This is a genomic window from Bradyrhizobium sp., assembly GCF_035652035.1.
Lineage (GTDB): Bacteria > Pseudomonadota > Alphaproteobacteria > Rhizobiales > Xanthobacteraceae > Bradyrhizobium.
On the sequence record NZ_DASREO010000075.1, the window covers coordinates 14,718 to 34,337 of the forward strand.

Below are 19,620 nucleotides of genomic sequence, written 5' to 3' on the forward strand. Positions count from 1 at the left end.
AAGCCGTATACCTTTCGTTAACCGGCAGGTCCGGCGCGGCTGCATTGAAAATGCAGTATTTTCAGCCGAACGGCCGCGCTCAGGCGGCCGTCACCACCATGGCATCGCCATCCGCCGCAAGCGTAACCTTCAATCCGCAGGCCTGCGCGAGCAGGCGCGTATAATAAGGCTGCACCGAATGGGCGTCGTTCGCGACCAGTTCGCCGGAAGCGAGAAGATCGGCGATATTTTGCGGCAGGCGCGCATTGAGCCCGTTCGCGGTGACGCGAAAGCCGAACGTCTCACCCTCGCCGACCGGATCGACCGTCAGCGTGCCGCCGCGCGGAATGGTCTGCTGCGCGATCACCATCATATTGAGCAACAGCTTGACGCGGTTCTTGGGCAACAGCAGCCGCGGCAGGTTCCAGGCGATCGTGATCTTGCCGTCCTCGATATGGCCGCGCGCCATGGTCTGCGCGTCGCCGAGATCGATCTGGGCGCCGGCGGACCCGGCGGCGCCAAACGCCAGGCGGCAGAATTGCAGGCGGGCGGACGCGGTCTTCGCGCTCTTGCGGATCAGATCCAGCGCAAATTCCTTGTCCTCGGGCTTCGGATTATCGTCCAGCACTTCGAGCCCGTTGACGATAGCGCCGACCGGGCTGATCAGATCGTGGCACACCCGCGAGCACAAAAGCGCTGCGAGTTCGAGGCTATCGGAGGCGGGACCGGAGGCACCAGACATTGAGCGTTCCTGCAAATCGGGGCTGAATAAATCGATGACAGCGCGATGGTGCGAATCAAGCTTGCTTCAAGGCTTGATACACTGCACAAGCGCGGCCTGCCAGCGTGGGAAGACCTTGATCCTCCGCTCTTTCCTTGCAACCGTTGCAAGGCGCGATCATCCTCTTGCACAGGAGTTTGAGGCTTTTGATGGGCTCGCCAGCCAACCCGCCAGTTCCGCCATCCCCGATCGATTGCAGCATGGCTGCGCGCCTGATGGCGCCGCTGACCGAGCTTGTCGCGCTCGCAGGCCAGGCGATCCTTGCCGTGGACCGCTCGCGCATGCGCGTCGACGGCAAGACCGACGGCTCGCCGGTAACGGAAGCGGATCTGGCGTCCGACCGCATCATCGCCGACGGCCTTGCGCGCCTTGCGGGCGATATCCCGACGCTCTCGGAAGAGCGGGTGGCCTCAGGTCATACAGGCCGGCTCGAAACCTTCTTCCTGGTCGATCCGCTCGACGGCACCAAGGAGTTCGTCGCCGGCCGCGACGAATTCACCGTCAATCTCGCGCTGGTTTCCAGCGGCACGCCGCTGCTCGGCATTGTCAGCGCGCCCGCGCTTGGCCTGATCTGGCGCGGCCTGGTCGGACAAGGCGCCGAGCGGCTTGCGATCAAGGGCGCCATCGGCCCGGCCGAGCCTATTCGCACCCGGCCCTTCCCGAAGGCAGGACGGCCCTGGGTCGCCGCGGTGAGCCGTTCGCACGGCGATGCCTTGAGCGAAGCCTTTATCGACGCAAGACCCGGCGCCGTGCGCGCAAAACTCGGCTCGGCCGTGAAATTCGCACGCGTGGCCGAGGGCGCGGCCGACATCTATCCGCGCCTTGCCCCGACCAGCGAGTGGGATGTCGCGGCCGGACATGCGCTGGTCACCGCCGCGGGCGGCAAGCTCACCGATGCGTCGGGCGGCGCCTTACGCTTCGGCGCGGGGAAAGATTTTATCGTGCCGGCTTTTATCGCCTGGGGCGATCCGGCGGCGGCGTGAGGAGGCGGCAATCCGGAGAGACCCTCATGGTGAGGAGCGCCTTTTGGCGCGTCTCGAACCATGAGGCCCCGATACCGGCCTCATCCTTCGAGACGCCGCTAACGCGGCTCCTCAGGATGAGGGAGGAGCTTCACTGCGCGAGCTGTTCCTCGAGCACCGGCCAGCGCGACTTCGCCTCTTTCAGATACGGCGCCGGATTGGCGGCAAAGGCGTCGCGGCTATCTTCGTAGCCGAAGAGATAGAGGCGATTGCCCGCAACGAGCCAGAACAAGGGGTTTCCGGCCACCGTGACCCCGCGCGCCAGGTCGACCGGGTCGTAGCCGCCGAATTGCGGACCATAAACCTCCGGATGCGCGACAAAGGAGGCGCGATTGCCCTCGTTGCGGAAGCGCCAGACCACGCCGCCCTCGGCGGCCTCGAAGTCCGGCAAACCCATCTCCGGGCGCCCGTCGACGAAATAAGCCAGGGGATCGAACCCCTCGATGGCCAGCCCGCTGAAGCGGTTGGTCACCACGCGTTCCGTGGTCGCGGCCAGGGCCAACGATCCGACCGCCACAACTCCGCCCAATCCGGCCAACAGGCCGAGCGCGATCAGGGCGATTCGGGGACGAAAATGCGGTCCGGTCGCGATCCGGTTTGCTTCCTGCCGTTCTGGCGTCATAGTTGAACCCGATAACTTCCGAGTCGGGGGACAAGGGATACCGGGTTCAGCCTTAATTCATGCTCGTCAGCATTGAGTTAAGGCAATCGCTCGGATTTCACGATCTAGGGGAACTTTAATGACTTTCGTGAGCCGCCTTGCTGCCATCACGTTGGCCGCGATGATGTGCTGGGCTGTGCCGGTTTCCGCGCAGCAGGCGGAGCCGCCGCCGGACGCCCCGCCCCCGCCGCAACAGCTGCCGCCGCCGCAACGCCAGCCGGGCCCGAATTATTACGGGCCGGACGAGCTGGTCGGCGCCGGCCACAAGTTCTTCGGCAACGTCTCGCGCGGCCTCGCCTCGGTGATCGAGCGAGCGGTCAGCCAATGGGGCCTGCCGAACGGCTACGTCCTCGGCGAGGAAGGCTCGGGCGCCTTTGTCGCCGGGCTCCGTTATGGCGAGGGCACGCTCTATACGAAGAACGCCGGCGACCTGAAGGTTTACTGGCAGGGACCGTCGGTCGGCTTCGACTGGGGCGGCGACGGCGCGCGCACCATGACGCTGGTCTACAACCTGCCGGCCACCAGCGCGATCTATCAGCGCTTCGCCGGCATCGACGGCTCCGCCTACATCATCGGCGGCTTCGGCATGACGGCGCTGACGGCCAACGGCATCGTGCTGGTGCCGATCCGCTCCGGCCTGGGCCTCCGGCTCGGCGCCAATATCGGCTACCTGAAGTACACGCCGCGCGCGACCTGGAATCCGTTCTGAGTTTGGAATCCGTTCCGAGTTTTCCGGTTCGGATTGCAGGCCACGGTTTCAAAATCGGAACGCACAGGCAGATTGATGTTAACGCTGCTTGATGCCGCCTTGGCACTGGCTTTCACCCCGTGCCCCGTGGCATTGTTAGTTAATAACCAGTGAAGCGGATTTGACATTCGCTACCCGTTCGCAGCGAGTTCGCCAGCGAATGTCAAATCCAAGGCTTCACTGGAGTCCATGTTTGCTAGTGGTCCTTTGATTCTAACATTCGCAAAGTGCCTGCTGCGACGGGGTGCGAATGTTAGAATCGGACCACTAGGTGAGTTGAGTGGAGGTCCCATGGTCGAGCCCGCCATGTATCTGGCGATCGGCTTTCTGGTCGCGATGCTGCTTGGTCTCACGATCGTGCCGCTGGTGCATAACCGCGCGGTGCGGCTGACCACGCGGCGGCTGGAAGCGGCGACCCCGCTGTCGATGGCGGAAATCCAGGCCGACAAGGACCAGCTCCGCGCTGAATTTGCCATGTCGGCGCGCCGGCTCGAGATGAGCGTCGACCAGCTCAAGCACAAGACCACGAGCCAGCTCGCCGAACTCGGCAAGAAGAGCGATGCGATCAATCGCATGAAGCTCGAGCTCGGCGAGAAGAACGCGACGATCTTCGCGCTGGAAGCGCGCGAGAAGGCGGTGAAGGAACAGCTTCGCGCCACCGAGGAGGAGTTCGCCACCAAGACCGAGGCGCTGCGGCAGGCCGAGAAGGCGCTGACCGACAAGCAGGGCGAACTCGGACGGATGAACGCCGAATTGACCGACCGCTCGACGATGGCCGAGAGCCGCAAGGTCGAGCTTGTCGCCGTCAATACCCAGATCGATGCGCTCAAGAGCCGCGTCGGTGACGCCGAGAAGGAATTCGCCGCCACGCAAGCCCGCCTGGAGCACGAGCGCGGCCAGTCGGCGGCCGTGACCCGCGATCTCGCCGAGGCGCGCGGCCGCGTCGAAAACCTGAGCCAGCGCGTCACCGATCTCGATCGCCAGCTGATCGCGCAGGTCAAGGAAGCCGAACTGCTCGGCAATCGCGTCAACGATCTGGAAGGGCGGCTTGCGACGCAAGGCAAACTGCTTGCCGAGCGCGACTATGAGGTCAATCAGCTTCGCCAGGCCAGGGACGCGAGCGAGCGCGCCAACAAGGAATTGCGCGACGAACTCACGCTGACCAATTCCGGTTCGTGGCCGGCGCTCGACAAGTTGAAGTCGGAGAAGGCCGCGGTCGAGGAGCAGCTTCGCGTGGCGCGCGAGGACCGCTCGAAACTGCAGCGCGATCTCAACGCGATCCAGCAGCAGGCGGAATCCTCCTGGCAGACCGAACGCATGGAGAATGCGCTGCTGCGCGAGCGCATCAACGACATCGCCGCTGAAGTCGCCAAGCTCGCGATCCAGCTCGAGGGGCCGAATTCGCCGATCGAAGCCCTGCTCGACGCCGATGCCGCCAAGCCAGCGAATGGCGCGGTGAACGGCGCGACATCCTCCGGCACGGTGGGCGAAGGCGGCGGCACGCTCGCCGAGCGGATCCGCGCGCTGCAGGCCCACGCCTCCCGCGCCCGCCAGGGGGCGTAGCGTTTCTGGCGTTCCGGGTGCCGTCGCGCTCCCGTCTTCCGTCGTCCCGGCGAACGCCGGGACCCATACGCTGCGGCGACTGTTTCGAAAAGCGCTGGTTGATGGCTTCGTGCACCAACACAACCCTGTGGTTATGGGTCCCGGCGTTCGCCGGGACGACGTGGTTGAAGTCGCCACAGACACGCCTCCTCATCCCCGCGGCACTCACGCGCCCGAGTTGATCCGAAATCATCGTCCCTCGAAAAATCAGAGGGCGCAGGGAATGCCGGGCGCGCCAGCGCGCCCATAGTCTCGCGTGAAAAGAAAACACACGAGGGTCGTGCTACAGGTTCGCCGGATATGCACCGGCATTCCCTGCGCGATGGTTTTACGGTTTCCTTCGTGCTCTCCCCGGAGATCGGGCTTGTTGTCTCCGTCGGCCGGCGCGGCGTGACGGGCGGGCCGTCATCGCCAATCGCCGACTTGATGCCAGCGTCGAGGCATCAGGACCACACGACTTCGCCGTCCGCGACCAGCGCACTCGTCTGTTGCGCTTGTCGCGTCCACCGCTCCCCGCGCCCAACGTTGGTGACGATCGGCCAAACGCCCCTCTTGATCGGGCACGGGATGCGCGAACTTGTGCCGCTGATTTGCCCGACGGCTCAATGCTGCCGCCTGCGGCGAATTGGCACGACGGGCAAATCAGGTCGCTCGCGAAGAATCGTGTCAAGAGGCAAATGATTGCTTCGTTGCCACGGCACTCAGCTGGTCACGATGCATTGGGGCGATGCGCGCTTCCGTAATGGGAACAATCGACATGCCGTCGGTGTTGTACGATAGACCACAATGCCAGGTAGTCCCAGAGAGGAATGCAATATGTCATTTCGAACCGTGGTCTTGAGTGCGGCCTTGTATGTCATCGGCATCGGGTTGGCCGCGACTGCCTCGACGGAAGCCTTTGCCCGCGTCCCAGCAGGGACGACTCGCCTCCATCACCACTATCACCATTACAGCGGTCAGATACGCCACCGCCAAATTTGGGCGGTGCCGCCCGTAACGGTTGGACGCGAACTGGTCGGCTCTCCATACTGTTGGCCGTACGACTACGCCTACAATCCCTACGAGTTCTGCGGAGCGAGCTACATTGTTAGCTGGTGAGTTTTCTTCCGGGCCGGATTTATTGGATGAATCGGAAGGCCGCGCCACGAGGCATTGAAAATGGGCAGACAGGCAGCTGTGGTCCTTTACGTGGCGGCCATGATAGCCCTCATCATCGGCGTGGATTTTCTCGTCTTCAGAGACCGATTCTGGCAACGGCTCATCGTGAATATTGGCATTGTCCTCGTATTCGCGGCGTTCTATTTCAGATTCCTCAGAGCTTGATCGGGTCTGCGTGAACGCGTGGACCCATACGCCACAGCCCTTCAATTTGGCAGGCTGGGCAACGACTTTCGCCTTTGATTAACGCTTGTGGTGGGTCTCTGCTTCCGCAGAGAGGCCGATCGGATGGAGTCTTCGCTTGACACCCCCACCTCCCGCTTCGTAAATCGCACCCTTCTGGCCATACCAGCGGCGGCCGGGCGCATAGCTCAGCGGGAGAGCGTTCCCTTCACACGGGAGAGGTCCAAGGTTCGATCCCTTGTGCGCCCACCATAAACCTCGACAAATCAGCTAGCGGCCGTTGCCACGGTTCGAGTGTACCGCGTGCGGCATGCGCGGCGCCAATGTTTGGCCAGATTTTCCGCCCGCCCGGGATGGGGCGGCATAAATCGTCAAGCAGCCCTTGCGATGCCGAATTAACCTTTTGTGACCAGCCCCGCGACCGCGCGGCGTGCTAAACTTTCCTTCAAATGGGCTGGGACAAAGCCCCAAAGGCGGAAGAGCCATGGATAAGTACATCGCCCGCGCGAACATCGACCACTTTTTGAGCGTGCTGAACAGCAGCGATCTGACCGCGCAAAATCGCGAGACCATCATGAAGCTGCTGGTCGCCGAAGAGGATAGGCTGAGTCACGATTTGGAGCAGATGCAGTTCGCCGAAGATTGCGTCGCCAAGAGCCTCAACCGCAAGAACCATCTGACCAATCTGCGTGACGCGTTTGCCGATGGCTCCACGGATCGCACACGTGCGGACGCGGTGCTCGCAACCTTCGAGGAAACTCATCAGCTGACAGTGCACTTCTACCAGCGAATGCGTGAGAAGGCGGACGGTCAAGGCATATAAAGCGCCAATGGATACAGAGCATGCCAGGCAACCAAGAACTGCCGCAGAACTGGAAGCGATGATCCTTGAGGATTTGCGCAATGTCGACGGTTGCCCGAAACAAGGGATCAAGGTGACTGTTTACGGCATTCCCTGGAATGCAATGCTCATGTTCGGTGCCACAGCGGGCCCGGTCCGCAACAAGGATGAATTGAGACAGTATTTCGAGATCATCGTCGACCGTCTGAAGCGATTGTACGATATCAAGATCGCATAATGTCGTGAGAGCGTTCTGGAGTTTTATTCTTGATCGCGCTTCAGCACTTTGCCGGTGCCGAGATTGATGAAATGGACCCCGGCACAAGCGAGGCAGCTCACCGACTCATAATTGTGATCGGATATACGTTCACACCGGTGCTGTACCTTCAGGTTGGTTACCGGGCAGGTGAAGATCAGATTTCTTATTTCGTCGCCGCGACTGCTCATAGCTCGAAGGGAAGATCACGAATCGTCCCATTGGAATACTCCGGTGTTCTACTTAGGTCTCAGACATCAATTGGGGCCGCCGCCTTTCCCTGGCCTCCTCCTTAGCTAAAACGTTTCTGGATGACCTTCCGCTTCTCCTCGTTCAGAAGCTTCTGATAGTGGCGGATTTTTGCGTTGCGAACGAACACACTTCCATCGGACTGCCCTGAAAAGGCAGTTTGCCCTGTGCTGCCGCTGCCGACAAAAAAAGGCCGCCGGGGGGGGGGGAAGCGGCCTTTGTCTTGAAGTGGGACTGCACTCTTGGGGAGGAGTGCCATCGTTAGATAGCCTACAACGGCGACAGGATATTTGATCAGGATCAAAGAGCGGCCGATCTGGGCTGACCCAAATCAAAAGTCGAAAAAACACATCCAAGATGCCGCGCCAAATAGCCTTACTTTTCCGGAACAAACTGCGCGATCTTGCGGGCAGCCTGCGCTGCACTCCACTGCAGTTTCCTCAATGGCAGGTTGACCTAGATCAACGAAGCCCACGGCCGCGCGCGAAAGCAGCCCGCTGGGAGGTGAAATTTTAGTCGTTGTCCGCGCCCGCGCCGGGTTCCACGACACCGCCATCTCCTGTATTTTGGCTACGGGCCGAACGGTGGGGACCGGCATCATGCCCGACTTTGCGAACACCGACCATTTGGATGATCCCGATCGCGCGCTGGAAAGGCACGCGGTGACCATTCGCGTTGTCGCCGAGACAGATGACAACATCCTCATGAGGACGCGGCGGCTCTCAAGAACAGTCACCGAGATTTATGATGCCAAGCTTCGGCCTTTCGGCGTCAGCGCAGTGCAATTCTCGCTTCTTGAGATGATCGGCCAGATGCAGCCAGCAACACGCGCCGACATCGCGCGGAAGCAGGAGCTGGATAAATCGACGCTCACCCGAGACTTGAAGTCGATATTTTCAGATGGATTGGTTGAAGAAGTTTGGGAAGGCGCAAATGGTCGAAGCAGGCCAATTGCACTTACAAAAGCCGGAAAGCAATTGTTGCTTGATGCGGAAGCGGCTCGCCACGCGGCACAGATAGAGGCAACGGCGCTACTGCGCCAACATGGGTTCGCGATGGAAAACTTTATAGCCCGTGCAAATATCGATCGCTTTCTCAGTGTGCTCAACAGCAGTGATCTCACTGAGACAAATCGATCCATGACCACCAAGCTGCTGATCGCTGAGGAGGACAGGCTGGGCCACGATCTGGAGCAGCTGGAGTTCGCTGAGGATCGCACTGCCAGGAGCCAAGTCCAGGTTACCCGTCTCAGAAGCCTGCGCGACGGCCTCGCCGATGGTTCGACGGAACGCGCAAAAGCCGACAAGCTGCTGGTGACGTTCGAGACGACGCATCAATTGATGGTGCAGTTCCGTGAGCGGATGCGACGGAAGGCGGACGGTCGAGGCATCTGGTAGCAGCGAAATGTCCGGCTCGTTTTGCGATACCGCCAGGTGCCGCATCAGAGCGCCGCGCGAATTGACATGGCGCAAAAGATTGAGATCGAGATGGCCGTAGAAACTGCAATAGTTGCGGAATGGGTTGTGGCGCTGGAAAACCCTGATTTGGAGTACGCAACCAGGGCGGCTGTTGGGTCACCCCTCACTAGCAGTTCGCTCGAAAAGGCCGCCTGAAATGGCGGCCTTTTATCGTATGCCAGGTTTGCGAAACTTTCTTGAGATGAAGCGCGGGCGAATTCGGCGGCTTCAAGATGGTTCGTCGGATCGCTAACATGCGGAAAGACTGCTGGCGACTTTCGAGCTCGACCACCAGTTGACGGTGTAGTTCTGTCGACGGATGCGTGGCAAAGCGAATTCCCGCCGCATCTGGATCGATAGCCGCATCGGCAGGCGCGCGGGAAGCCTGTCTGGAGCAGCTAACGCTTGTCGGTACCCTTCGCAGGTCCCGAAGCGTTGTCGTAATGACCCGGTCGAAAAATCGCATCGGCGGAGTTGCCCTGCTGTAGCATCTTCAGCAACAGGTCGCGGTGAGCGATATGCGCGGCTTGCATTCGTCGAAGGGTCGCCAACGTCTCAAATGCCAATTTGGTATCGTGGCCGCCGCGCTCCAGATCGGCGATCATTTGCTCTTCACGCGCAATATGGCGATCACCCTCTACCACCGCTTTCTCGGCGATAGCGAGATGGTCCAACTCCATCTTTCGATCCATGAATCATCCTGCTCCATCATCGGGATGCACTCCACCGCAGTTTATTCGATGGCGGGTTGACTTGGATCAACGAAGCCCCCGACCGCGCACGATAGCTTTAAACCACAGGGCTTGCAGGAGAGATTCGTTTCCCTGAGCTCTGTAAGAGGGAGGCCGCTTGAGCAGCGGCCTCTTTCGACGTTCGTTGCTGCGAGCCGCTGCCGATGCGACACGAGGTGCAAGACGGAATACGCACGGGGCGGCATTCTTCAAATCCTGTATCGCTTCTGAGGAGGTTTCAAATGTCCAGTCGCATCCTGGGACTCACGACATCGGCTCTTGTTCTGGCCTACGGCACCTTCGGCGCCTTTGCACAGAACCAAATGACACCCCAGCCAGATCAGCAACAGATGCAGTCGCATACAAGCGAGGGCGGCGCCGGCGCAATGGGGCACGGTGGAATGATGGGCGGTGGCATGATGGGACATATGATGGGGCGCGGCATGATGGGGCCCCCCTTCATGATGCGCATGATGTTCGCGCTGATGGACACCGACGGCGACGGCACAGTCTCGCTGCAGGAGTTCCAGGCCGCTCACGAACGGATTTTCAAGGCGATGGACAGCAATAAAGACGGCAAGCTCACGCTGGAAGAGATGCAGGCCTTCATGCACGGCGGCAGGTGATCGGCCTTGTGGCGGGCCGATGGAGCCCGCGCGTAGAACGAAAATCTGTCCGCCGCTCAACTTGCCACTTCAAATCTGCTCAGCGATTTTCATCAGCGCTTTGCGCCTTTGTGCGAAACGCCTCGACTTGCTCCGGCTCTCTGTCGTCGAGAGTCGTCAGCTGGCTGCGGGCGCCGCTATTCACCCGTAGCAACTCATCCAGCTTGGCGTGGATCGCCTGAGTGTCTCGATGCTCCGAACGCTGTATGAACAGGGCCATGAAGAGGGTGGCGAGACTAACGATGCCATGCCAGTTCAGACTGGCGGGATCAAAGATGATCCAAAGCACCGCATAGAGGATCACGACACCGACGGCCCAGGGACGCGACAACAATGTTCCGGCGTTGGTCAGAAACCGTTGGATGGATTTGGCCATGGCAAGAAAAGCCGCGGCAGGCCTGCCGTGTTCCAATGGGCGTGCCGTTTGCAACCTCGCCCCTAGCGTCCGCTCCGTCCACACCCGCAACCCCTAGCGGCTTCCGCCCGATGCAAATCAGCGGAATCAATGGGGCATGCCCGCCCTCACCCGCCGACGCGCCGACGATCCGCACCGGGAGATCTGGCGCGTCTTTTACGACAGCGATGTCCATGTCGGCTCGATCAGCCAGCGCGCGGGTGTCCCGCTGAGTGTCGATCAATGGGGCTGGTCGCTCGCGTTCTATCCCGCCTCACATCGCGGCATCCGCGACGAAGGCACCGCGCCGGACTTGTTCAAGGCGCGTGCCGCCTTCGCCGACGCATGGGCTAGGATCGAACCTCAGGTGACGGGCGGCGATCTGGCCGAGCACCGGCGCGAGCGCGCATGGACGGCGTGGAAATACCGGATGCTCGATTGTGGTTGCCGGTTGCCGACGCAGACGACGTCTGGCTCGTCGACATGCTTCTGCGGTGCTGCGATCGATGTCGCCGGGATGGGGCGGCATGTCAATGCAGCGCACCTTGCGATGCGATGAAGCCAATTACGCCCGTCAGCGAAGCATGTCCGGCGAAGCTTGAGCGCCGCGAAAGCGAAGACTGGACGAGGGGATGCCTCGCAGAAGCCAAATCGGCAGACCTTGACGCAATAAACAAATCGTTTATATGTACGTCCAGCATGATCCGATCATTCGCCGATGCCGAAACCGCGCGACTGTTCGAGACTGGCAAAAGTCGGCGATTGCCGCCGGATATCCGCAAGCGGGCCACGATGCGGCTTGGTCAACTGCATGCCGCAACGCGGCTTGAGGATTTGCGGCTGCCACCGTCGAATCGGCTGGAAGCTTTGAAAAACGACCGAGCAGGACAACATTCGATCCGGATCAATGACCAGTGGCGTGTCTGCTTTCGCTTTCTCGACGGCGATGCGTTCGATGTTGAGATCACTGACTATCACTGAAGGACCAGCCAAGATGCCCGTTGCCATTCACCCTGGCGAATATCTAAAAGAGCTGCTTGAGGAACTGCGGATATCACAATCCGCGTTTGCCGATACCATCGGCGTCTCCTCGATGCGCATCTCGCATGTGATCAACGGCTCGCGACCGGTGACCGCCGAACTGGCGCTGCTGTTTGGCAAGGCGTTCGGCCAGTCGGCGGAATACTGGCTCAACCTGCAGACTGCGTTCGATCTTGCCCATGCACGCAATGCCGCCAGTCCCCGCCTCAAGCGGCTTCGTCCGCTGCCAGCCGCGCGTAGCGCGGCACAATCCTGACACACGCGGGCAGAAATCGACGTCGCCGGGATGGGGCGGCATGTCAATGCAGCGCACCTTGCGATGCGATGAAGCCAGTTACGCCCGCTATGCGACCGGCCTTAGCCCGCCAGGATGGCGAAGGCGGCCATCTCCATCATCAGAACTGTGGTGACAACGGCGAGTGCGAGATACACTTCGCCCGTTGAGGATGGTGCGACTCTCATTGCCCTGCCTCGTTCGTTCCTTGCCGAGAGAATCACTATTGCAAGTATAACCTGCGGTTGATTAAATCCGGCAGGGCGAACTTCATTCAATGACGTTTGAAATTTTAAGAATCCCTCTGAGGAAGAGGGCGAGGTCTGGATGGGTGCGCCGCGAAGCGAGGGCGTTGCAGCAACCGCCCGCGTCGTGATCCGCCGCGAGAGGGCCGCGAACGAAGGCCGGCGATCAAGATTTCAGGGCAACATGCCGGGATCGACGAGCTTCATGCGAGGATTGGATTTCAACCAGTTCTTGATGCACTCTTCCCGCGTCGCCCCGGTCGCCGCCTGGCAACGAACTTTCCGCCCCGCGCGCTGAGCCGTGACAACCTGAGAAACCCAGGAACGATCATCCATCATTGGGCCTTCGACCGAAAAGGTGCCAGCGCCGTCGTCCCTCAGGATGAGAAAGAATGGTTTTTGAGCCACCGCAGCCGGTCCCCTCGCCAAACTCGCCAGGAGATTAGCCGGAATCGCAAATCCGTCCAAGCCCGCGCCGACGCGCGCGCATGGACGGTGTGGACATGTCAGGTGCTCGAAGCGGCGGCCGGATGCGCCCTACCCGGCGCCGGCGTTCCCAAACGTGCCGTATGGTGCAGTCAGGGAGCTGTAGGACGGGTTCTCGATGATGCTGTGCAAATTGGGGCGGCGCGCGCCCATGTTGCCGCCGTCGTAGAGCGGGAAGCACATCGCATCGTTCATCAGCTCAGCCAGGGGTGCATGTCGGTGTAGCTGTCGACACCGACGATGCGCATGGCGTCGTAGACGACATCGACGCAGAATACCTTCGTCATCACCGCAAGCTCGTGTTCTGGTCTTGTGGCCTCTCGGGTCGCAGCGTGACGAATGCCTCGCAGAACACCTCGCGCCAATAGGCGACTGCTCACGGTCCGGCAGGTCTTCGGTATTCCAGATCCTCGTCAGACCCCTCCGAAAGGGACGCGCCTTCGCGCATCGTCGGGCAGAACCTGTGCGGGTGCGATCTTAACGACGTCCGGCAAATAAGACAGGGCGGATTCACATGCGTTAACGAGGGAACTCGCCCTCCGTGCTCTCTCCGGTTGCGATCAGGGGACAGGTGATTCGTGGATGGACTGATCGAACGCTGTTGCGCCGTTGCCGTATGGGGCGGGCTGCTGCTAGCCGTGGCCGCCATAGCGGTGTTGTTCCTGTAGCGACTGAGAGGGCGGGCCACATGACCTCTTTTGAGACCTGCAAGCCCCGTCAGGCGTCGAGCTATATCGCTGATGACAACAGCGTCTCGATCATGTTTCTGCCGTGCGGTGCGGTCAGCTTTGATGCCAACGAGGTGAGGGACCGCTATTGCGCGAAGTGCGACCGCTTCATCACCAAAAGCTTCGCGTTCGAACGGTCCGATCGTGGCGCTGGGGTAGCCGGCGGGCGGCGCGACGAAACGCCGGGCCATTTCTGATCCTTAACCGTTTGGAAGTCCACCGATGCCGGGATTCAGAATCAAGGTCTGATTTCACGGCGCCCGAAGTAAAGATACGCCCCGACAGTGAGGTAGTTGGTGGCGACGGCGATCACATTCCACATGATGATGTTGCTGGAGCCGATGAGCGTCCCGTAGATCACCCAGAGAATTTGAAACGTGCCCGTGATAGCCGCCATCCTCGGATTCATGCCGGCGCTCGAGCGCCGTTTCAACATGGCGAGCAGGTCGGGCAGCGCGGCGAAGGTCGTGCCCAATCCCGCCAGGAAGCCGATGATTTGAGTGCGATCCATCATGTCCTCCGCGTCTCGATCATGTTCTTGCCGTGCGGGGGGTATTATCGTGGAATGAAAGACGATCTCCTGGCCCGCGCCGATTGGGCGATCCGAGAAAGCAGGCTGATTCGAGATCAAGCCCACCAGGATCGCATGGACACGCGTATCGCCGTTGCGCGTGTTCGCGCCACGGTGCGGCTCGCGCGGGCCGAAACTGACCGGTCCGTCAGTCAGTGCGAGACGGCGAGTCAGTTTGTCTTGTCGTCAACCGATGAGTGATCGTCGCTGAACAGGATGAGTTCGTGGCGCTGCCTGCCAAGAAATGCATCCGCGCAAGGCTGCTGGAGCAACTCGACGCACCTCGCTATGATTTCACGCGAGCGGGCGATTTCGCTCTGATACCTTCCGTCGTCATGATGGATTTTACGATGCAGCACGAGGCCGCTCCCTTCCTTTATGCAGGCGGGAGCGCGATTATCTCTCAGCCACCGACGCCTACGGACAGAGCCTTGGCCGGTGATAAAAGCAGGTTGAACCTTTTCGGTGAAGCAGGCCAGCGATTTGTTCTCGCCTCCCGCTCACACTTCTCGGAAATGGCTCAATGCGCTCAAAGTGCGGAAAAAGCTCATTAACCGGACTAACCGGCAGGAGAACTTATCTGGGTCAATCCGGCCGTCCCGATCATGGCCACGCGTGCGTGAGGTGGACATTTTATAGCCCCAAATCGGGGCTTTTTGCTTTCCCAATCGAAACAGCAGCGGCGCAAGGCGACATGAACAGGCGTGGACAATTGGCTCAATGGCGCGGCGCCCTCGCCGCGGCCCTATTCGTCCTCTTCGTCCCGCCCGCCGCAAAAGCGGAATCTCCCGCGGAGCTGATTTCGAACTATCGGCATCAGCATGGCGAAGGCAAGGTGACGATCGATCCGGTTCTCAACCGCATCGCGCAGGAGCAGGCCAAGGCGATGGCCGTCACGGGTGCGCTCGATCATGGCGCGTTCCGCCCCTTCGCCGATCGCGTGGCAAACCTCAACGCGGAGCGCGCTGCGGAAAACCTTGCCGCCGACGCCACCTTCGCGAAGGCGCTGGAGCAATGGATCGGATCGTATGGGCACCGCCGCAACCTCCTGATGCACGAGGCGACGCGCGTCGGCATCGCCAGCGCCAAAAGCAAAAGCGGCGAGACCTATTGGGCGATGGAGATCGCGGGGCCGGAGCCGAAGCGCCTCGAGACTGCCAAAGGCGGGAAGCTCAAGGAAAAGCCCTGCCAGTTGATGCTGAACGATACCTGCCTGTGACGGCGGCGATGCCGGCCGGAGATCCTATCTCCAGAGCCATCGTGCCAGCGGCACCGCGACAGCTGCGCCGGCGAGCTGTGCAGCGATGAAGGCGATGACACCGGCGGGCGCGATCCCGGCAAAGGTGTCCGACAAGGCACGGGCGATTGTCACCGCAGGATTGGCAAACGATGTCGATGCGGTGAACCAGTACGCGGCCGTGATGTAAAGGCCGACCGCGTAGGGGATGGCGCCAGGCGAACGGGCCGAAACTCCGAAGATGGTCAAGAGCAATCCGAACGTCGCGACCGCTTCGGCGAACCACTGACCCGGTCCCGTTCGTATCGTCATCGATACTTGCCATATTGGAAGCTCGAACATCGCGTGCGCGGCGAGCACGCCGAGAATGCCGCCGAGGACTTGCGCAACGATATAGATGGCAGCAACGCTCACCGGCAATTCCCGGCGAAATACCAGCGCCGTGCTGACAACGGGATTGAAATGCGCGCCGGATATCGGGCCGAACGTCAGGATGAGCACAACGAGAATCGCACCGGTCGGCAACGTATTACAGAGAAGTGCAATTGCGCCGTTACCGCCCGCGAGCTTGGCCGCCATGATCCCGGAACCGACGACGGTTGCGAGCAGAAAAGCTGATCCGAGACCCTCGGCGGCGGCGCGTTGCGCAATGGTCGCCATCAGCCGCCACGCTTCAACGAGATCCGCTCGCCGTCTTCCTTGACGAATTCGCCGTCCTGCGCCGGCAGGAGGTCGAGCACGAGTTCGGACGGACGGCACAGCTTCACGCCGTTCGGCGTCACGACGATGGGCCTGTTGATCAGGATCGGATGCGCCATCATTGCATCGAGAAGCGCATCGTCAGACAGCGCCGGGTTGCCGAGCCCGAGTTCGGCATAGGGCGTCCCCTTCTCGCGCAGCAAATCGCGCACCGAGATGCCCAGGCGTTCGACGAGTTGCCGCAGCAGCGCCGGCGAGGGAGGCGTCTTCAGATACTCGATCACGTGCGGCTCAATGCCGGCGCTGCGGATCATGGCAAGCGTGTTGCGCGACGTTCCGCAAGCAGGATTGTGGTAGATGACGACATCAATCATGGTCGGTCGGCATGTCCTTTCAGGCTGGCACTTTGACGCGCTTCCGCGCGGGTTTGCAGGTGGCGACAGGCGCGCATGACGCTCCGCCGCAGCAATTTTCGGTGAGAAATCCGAGCAGCGCGTTCATGGTCTCGAACTGGGCGGCATAGATCATCGAGCGGCCATCGCGCCTGACCGTCGCGAGCCCGGCCATGCGCAGACGGTCGAAGTGAAACGTCAGCGTGTTGGGGGGCAAATCCAGCGCTTCCGCGATGGAGCCGGCTGTCATTCCGTCGGGGCCGGCCTGAACCAGCAGGCGGAAGACATCGAGACGATTGTCCTGGGCGAGCGCTGCAAGGGCGGCAACGGCGGCTGTCTTTTCCATATTTCAACGAATATCGAAATAAAGAGAGATCGTCAACCCGCCTTTTCGCACCGTGTCGATCAGGCGTTGTTGATCAGGCTTGGTCGATCACGCTTGCCCGATGCGGCCGGGCTTGCCTGCCGCACCCCGTCGCGAGCGGCGCGTCACGTCCGCGATGTCGCGCCCTCGGCAGCCGCCAGCATGCGCTTGGACGTCGCATTGCCGTGCGCGGCGGCGAGAATTTCTTCCCGCTGCCGACGGTTCTCGGAAGTAAGCGCCAACATGCGCAGGAACCGCCGGAACACCCATGACATCGTCAGCCGCCAGAACCAGCCGCTTCCCTTGTATTTGGGATAGAACGCGCAGCGCCAGGTGATCCTCGTGCCGCCGCCGTCGAGCGAATCGAGAATCGTTTCGGCGCGGTAGTCGTTCATCGGAAAGCCGCTCAGCAGAACGTAGGCGACCAGGCGATCGGGCACGAGCTCGACGACCTCCTCGTGCATGACGAGACGGCCGGTGCGGAAGATGCGCTGCGAGCCCACGCCATACGGCCCGTCCCTGCCCGGCCTGACCGCCTCGAATTCGTCAATCATCGACCAGAACGGATAGGACGCCGAATTCTTCACAAGCGAGTAGACGACGTCTCGATCCGCCGACGTCACGATGCTCGCCTCGGCATGGATTTTCTTCATCGATGTCTCCGTCACGCGGCCTCGCTTGTCCTCGTCTACTCCGCGTCCTGCACGATGGCGCGATAGGTTCGTTCGATCAGCTCGTCGACCAGCGGCGGCGGCACTTCCCGCTTCTGCAGATGCCCCTTGACGGCGGCGACGGGAACCTCCAGCAGCACGAAGGTCGATCGGCGAATCTGCGGCGCGCCGGCGCGGCCGAAGGTGTCGCGAGAAAATTGCACCAGGCATTGCTCCAGCCGCTCCGTCTGCTCGCGCACGCCCTTCTTGAGTTCGTCCGGCCAATCGCCCTGAACGAAATCGTGACGGCTGTACAGCGACAGCAGGCGAGCCTCCTGCAAATGCGCGCGCGCCCAACGCGGCATGTGCAACGCGGCCGCGAGGCCGTCGCCTGCTTCGATCGCGGCGAAAAAGCCCTGCTGAAATTCGAGCGCGAGGTCCAGCCAGAGCTGGCCCAGCAGCGCATCGCGCGATGCGAAGCGGTGATAGAACGATCCCTTCGGCGCATTCAGGTGCCTTGCGACCGAATCGACGGTGACGGCGGCGGGTCCGCCTTCATACGCCAGGGTTCTCGCCGCTTCGAGAAAGCCGGCATGATCGTAAAGCGGACGTCCCATGATGTGCTCCGGGGCCTTTTGGTCAGAACCGATTCTTGTCTTGACGCGTTTTCTTCACGCTCGAAAACACTTCATTGAACGAGCGGCTCGGGATCGGTGAAGCAGGCCTTGCGTCCCTCGAGGTTGGACTTCACGGCTTCGATCTGGTTCGCCGAGGCCAACAGATGCATCTGCTCCGCCGTTTCCTGCAAGAGAATGGTTTCCGCGTCACGCGCCGTTGCGAGGTTCAACAGCCGCTTGGCCGCGCGGATCGCATCCGGACTGCGCGCGGCGATGTCGCGCGCGATGTCCATCGCTGCGGAATGCGGGTTTTCGACCAGGCGCGAGACGAAGCCGTATTGCAGCGCTTCCTCTGACGTGAAGGTGCGTGCCGTATAGGTCAGCTCACGGACGATATCCTCGCGCGCCAGACGGCGCATGAGATGCACGCCGGCCATGTCCGGAACGAGGCCCCACTTGGTCTCCAGCACCGAGAACCTGGTTTTGGGGGCGACGCATCTGATATCGGCGCCAAGAGCAAGCTGAAAGCCGCCGCCAAAGGCGATGCCATGCACCGCTGCGATGACGGGGACGGCGAGCGACCGCCATTGCCAGACGACATGCTGAACGAGATTGGCGGGCCCGTGCGTCCGCCGGGTCAGGTCCGCGCAGGGAATCAGCGGCCGCCCGTCGGCGACCGCGGCGATCCGCTTAAGATCGACGCCCGCGCAAAAGCCGCGGCCCTCCCCAGAAAGGACGACAGCACGCAAGCCGCGATGGGCTTTGAGGCGAGCCCCCACTCTGGCAAGGGCATCGAACATTTGCGGGTCGAGCGCATTCAGTTTTTCGGGCCTCGCGAGCCTGACATCAGCGACGCCTTGATCGATGTCGAGTTTGACGCGGTTGTCCATCGCAGAATCCTTCTCTTGTTCGCGTTCCGGCGAAGAGCGCCTCAAGCCGCGCAGAGCCAGCCGCCGCTCGCGTCGCGCAAGACGACCGTCGTGCGGGCGCCGAACGGTTCGCTGGTCAGACCGCGCACCCAAAGCTCCATGCGCGTGACTTTGACCTCGATAAAGGCTGCATTCGCCCGATCCTCGTCGGTCGGAAAATGCGCGCGATATTTCTCGTGCCAGAGCGCTTGAACGCCCTCCTTGTCTTCGATCAACCGCGCGGCGCCTTCGAGCGACACGTAGGCGTCTTCGTCTTCCTTTTGAAAGGCGAGCGTCACCTGACGGGACTGCCGGAGATCTGCCGCCTTTTGCGATCGCCGGTCGGTGACGAAGCGGACCGTCCAGGGATCCTCGCCCGGCCGCACCGGGATGCGCCCCATCGGACGCGTGCGAATGCGATCTTCAGTGCGGCTCAAAAGCCAGCAATTGGCGGTGCGCGCGATGATTGTCTCGACGCCCGCGACAAGCTCGCGGGCATGCTCTGCGTCAGGTTTCGGCTCGGGCATGGGACTCTCCCAATTAAAGAACGCCAACTGGCAATATCACGATTAGACTATATAGTCTAGACTATATCGTCTAGATCGTAGACCCCCTCCCCCGGAGGGATACAGGCGCAGCGGAGCGGGCGGCGGCGATGCGCCAAAGACCGCCGCCGTAAGG

26 protein-coding genes and 1 tRNA gene are annotated in these 19,620 nt (G+C 61.4%); 14 read left to right on the forward strand and 13 right to left on the reverse strand.

The genetic code is table 11. The features are described from left to right. Positions 1 to 79: 79 nt before the first annotated feature. Positions 80 to 721, reverse strand: coding sequence for a histidine phosphotransferase ChpT (gene chpT / locus VFB05_RS19925; protein WP_325015291.1), 642 nt, complete (start codon positions 719 to 721; stop codon positions 80 to 82). 239 nt (positions 722 to 960) lie between these two features. Here chpT and VFB05_RS19930 point away from each other — a divergent pair, with 239 nt between their 5' ends. Further along, positions 961 to 1,743, forward strand: a complete 783-nt coding sequence (locus VFB05_RS19930) for a 3'(2'),5'-bisphosphate nucleotidase CysQ (protein WP_325015293.1) — start codon at positions 961 to 963, stop codon at positions 1,741 to 1,743. Positions 1,744 to 1,873: 130 nt separating this feature from the next. Here VFB05_RS19930 and VFB05_RS19935 read toward each other — a convergent pair whose 3' ends face one another. Continuing rightward, entirely contained in the window at positions 1,874 to 2,404 is a 531-nt protein-coding gene (locus tag VFB05_RS19935) for a YHS domain-containing (seleno)protein (RefSeq protein WP_325015295.1), read from the reverse strand. Positions 2,405 to 2,522: 118 nt separating this feature from the next. On the opposite strand from VFB05_RS19935, the gene VFB05_RS19940 reads away from it, so the two are divergent. The 6 genes from VFB05_RS19940 to VFB05_RS19965 all read left to right on the forward strand — a co-directional run bounded on the left by VFB05_RS19940 (position 2,523) and on the right by VFB05_RS19965 (position 8,877). Beyond that, complete coding sequence (locus VFB05_RS19940; protein WP_325015297.1) at positions 2,523 to 3,152, forward strand: DUF1134 domain-containing protein; 630 nt, start codon at positions 2,523 to 2,525, stop codon at positions 3,150 to 3,152. Between the two features lie 330 nt (positions 3,153 to 3,482). Then, positions 3,483 to 4,754, forward strand: a complete 1,272-nt coding sequence (locus tag VFB05_RS19945) for a hypothetical protein (protein ID WP_325015299.1) — start codon at positions 3,483 to 3,485, stop codon at positions 4,752 to 4,754. 1,557 nt (positions 4,755 to 6,311) lie between these two features. Beyond that, positions 6,312 to 6,386: transfer RNA gene (locus VFB05_RS19950), tRNA-Val, on the forward strand. 232 nt (positions 6,387 to 6,618) lie between these two features. Then, positions 6,619 to 6,957, forward strand: coding sequence for a hypothetical protein (locus VFB05_RS19955; RefSeq protein WP_325015301.1), 339 nt, complete (start codon positions 6,619 to 6,621; stop codon positions 6,955 to 6,957). 7 nt (positions 6,958 to 6,964) lie between these two features. Further along, complete coding sequence (locus VFB05_RS19960) at positions 6,965 to 7,213, forward strand: hypothetical protein (protein WP_325015303.1); 249 nt, start codon at positions 6,965 to 6,967, stop codon at positions 7,211 to 7,213. An 866-nt stretch (positions 7,214 to 8,079) separates the two neighbouring features. Then, entirely contained in the window at positions 8,080 to 8,877 is a 798-nt protein-coding gene (locus VFB05_RS19965; protein WP_325015305.1) for a MarR family winged helix-turn-helix transcriptional regulator, read from the forward strand. A gap of 458 nt (positions 8,878 to 9,335) precedes the next feature. Here the strand turns inward: VFB05_RS19965 and VFB05_RS19970 are convergent, their stop codons facing one another. Next, positions 9,336 to 9,629, reverse strand: a complete 294-nt coding sequence (locus VFB05_RS19970) for a hypothetical protein (RefSeq protein ID WP_325015307.1) — start codon at positions 9,627 to 9,629, stop codon at positions 9,336 to 9,338. A 281-nt stretch (positions 9,630 to 9,910) separates the two neighbouring features. On the opposite strand from VFB05_RS19970, the gene VFB05_RS19975 reads away from it, so the two are divergent. Continuing rightward, on the forward strand, positions 9,911 to 10,294 hold the full coding sequence (locus VFB05_RS19975; protein ID WP_325015309.1) for an EF-hand domain-containing protein: 384 nt from the start codon (positions 9,911 to 9,913) through the stop codon (positions 10,292 to 10,294). 79 nt (positions 10,295 to 10,373) lie between these two features. Here VFB05_RS19975 and VFB05_RS19980 read toward each other — a convergent pair whose 3' ends face one another. After that, complete coding sequence (locus VFB05_RS19980; protein ID WP_325015312.1) at positions 10,374 to 10,709, reverse strand: low affinity iron permease family protein; 336 nt, start codon at positions 10,707 to 10,709, stop codon at positions 10,374 to 10,376. 136 nt (positions 10,710 to 10,845) lie between these two features. On the opposite strand from VFB05_RS19980, the gene VFB05_RS19985 reads away from it, so the two are divergent. The 3 genes from VFB05_RS19985 (at position 10,846) to VFB05_RS19995 (ending at position 12,024) form a co-directional block, all read left to right on the forward strand. After that, positions 10,846 to 11,286 (forward strand): hypothetical protein, encoded by a 441-nt coding sequence (locus VFB05_RS19985; RefSeq protein WP_325015314.1) that lies wholly within the window; start codon positions 10,846 to 10,848, stop codon positions 11,284 to 11,286. Between the two features lie 140 nt (positions 11,287 to 11,426). After that, the gene (locus VFB05_RS19990; RefSeq protein WP_325015316.1) at positions 11,427 to 11,708 is read left to right on the forward strand and encodes a type II toxin-antitoxin system RelE/ParE family toxin; all 282 of its coding nucleotides are present in this window, start codon (positions 11,427 to 11,429) and stop codon (positions 11,706 to 11,708) included. Positions 11,709 to 11,721: 13 nt separating this feature from the next. Beyond that, a complete protein-coding gene (locus VFB05_RS19995) occupies positions 11,722 to 12,024 on the forward strand; it encodes a HigA family addiction module antitoxin (RefSeq protein WP_325015318.1) in 303 nt (100 codons plus the stop codon). Between the two features lie 800 nt (positions 12,025 to 12,824). Here VFB05_RS19995 and VFB05_RS20000 read toward each other — a convergent pair. Then, positions 12,825 to 12,968: a hypothetical protein gene (locus VFB05_RS20000; protein WP_325015320.1), complete on the reverse strand. Its 144-nt coding sequence runs from the start codon at positions 12,966 to 12,968 to the stop codon at positions 12,825 to 12,827. A gap of 493 nt (positions 12,969 to 13,461) precedes the next feature. On the opposite strand from VFB05_RS20000, the gene VFB05_RS20005 reads away from it, so the two are divergent. Then, positions 13,462 to 13,698 carry a hypothetical protein gene (locus tag VFB05_RS20005; protein ID WP_325015322.1) on the forward strand — a complete coding sequence of 79 codons (237 nt, stop codon included), beginning with the start codon at positions 13,462 to 13,464 and terminating at the stop codon, positions 13,696 to 13,698. 41 nt (positions 13,699 to 13,739) lie between these two features. On the opposite strand, the gene VFB05_RS20010 is transcribed toward VFB05_RS20005, so the two are convergent. After that, a complete protein-coding gene (locus VFB05_RS20010) occupies positions 13,740 to 14,012 on the reverse strand; it encodes a SemiSWEET family sugar transporter (RefSeq protein ID WP_325015324.1) in 273 nt (90 codons plus the stop codon). Positions 14,013 to 14,296: 284 nt separating this feature from the next. Between VFB05_RS20010 and VFB05_RS20015 the strand changes: the two genes are divergently transcribed. Both VFB05_RS20015 and VFB05_RS20020 read left to right on the forward strand, forming a co-directional pair. Further along, on the forward strand, positions 14,297 to 14,626 hold the full coding sequence (locus tag VFB05_RS20015) for a hypothetical protein (protein ID WP_325015326.1): 330 nt from the start codon (positions 14,297 to 14,299) through the stop codon (positions 14,624 to 14,626). 140 nt (positions 14,627 to 14,766) lie between these two features. Then, positions 14,767 to 15,291: a CAP domain-containing protein gene (locus VFB05_RS20020; protein ID WP_325015329.1), complete on the forward strand. Its 525-nt coding sequence runs from the start codon at positions 14,767 to 14,769 to the stop codon at positions 15,289 to 15,291. A gap of 24 nt (positions 15,292 to 15,315) precedes the next feature. Here the strand turns inward: VFB05_RS20020 and VFB05_RS20025 are convergent, their stop codons facing one another. From VFB05_RS20025 to VFB05_RS20055, 7 genes are all read right to left on the reverse strand, one after another. Beyond that, positions 15,316 to 15,969, reverse strand: a complete 654-nt coding sequence (locus tag VFB05_RS20025) for an MIP/aquaporin family protein (protein WP_325015331.1) — start codon at positions 15,967 to 15,969, stop codon at positions 15,316 to 15,318. After that, complete coding sequence (arsC, locus tag VFB05_RS20030; protein ID WP_325015630.1) at positions 15,969 to 16,379, reverse strand: arsenate reductase (glutaredoxin); 411 nt, start codon at positions 16,377 to 16,379, stop codon at positions 15,969 to 15,971. Before arsC ends, VFB05_RS20025 begins: the two co-directional genes overlap by 1 nt. A 22-nt stretch (positions 16,380 to 16,401) precedes the next feature. After that, positions 16,402 to 16,746 (reverse strand): helix-turn-helix transcriptional regulator, encoded by a 345-nt coding sequence (locus VFB05_RS20035; RefSeq protein WP_325015333.1) that lies wholly within the window; start codon positions 16,744 to 16,746, stop codon positions 16,402 to 16,404. A 143-nt stretch (positions 16,747 to 16,889) separates the two neighbouring features. Beyond that, entirely contained in the window at positions 16,890 to 17,417 is a 528-nt protein-coding gene (locus VFB05_RS20040) for an SRPBCC family protein (protein WP_325015335.1), read from the reverse strand. A gap of 35 nt (positions 17,418 to 17,452) precedes the next feature. Continuing rightward, complete coding sequence (locus tag VFB05_RS20045; protein WP_325015337.1) at positions 17,453 to 18,031, reverse strand: TetR/AcrR family transcriptional regulator; 579 nt, start codon at positions 18,029 to 18,031, stop codon at positions 17,453 to 17,455. Positions 18,032 to 18,102: 71 nt separating this feature from the next. Next, the gene (locus VFB05_RS20050; RefSeq protein WP_325015339.1) at positions 18,103 to 18,921 is read right to left on the reverse strand and encodes a crotonase/enoyl-CoA hydratase family protein; all 819 of its coding nucleotides are present in this window, start codon (positions 18,919 to 18,921) and stop codon (positions 18,103 to 18,105) included. A 41-nt stretch (positions 18,922 to 18,962) separates the two neighbouring features. Next, positions 18,963 to 19,466 (reverse strand): pyridoxamine 5'-phosphate oxidase family protein, encoded by a 504-nt coding sequence (locus VFB05_RS20055; RefSeq protein WP_325015341.1) that lies wholly within the window; start codon positions 19,464 to 19,466, stop codon positions 18,963 to 18,965. Positions 19,467 to 19,620 lie beyond the last annotated feature (154 nt).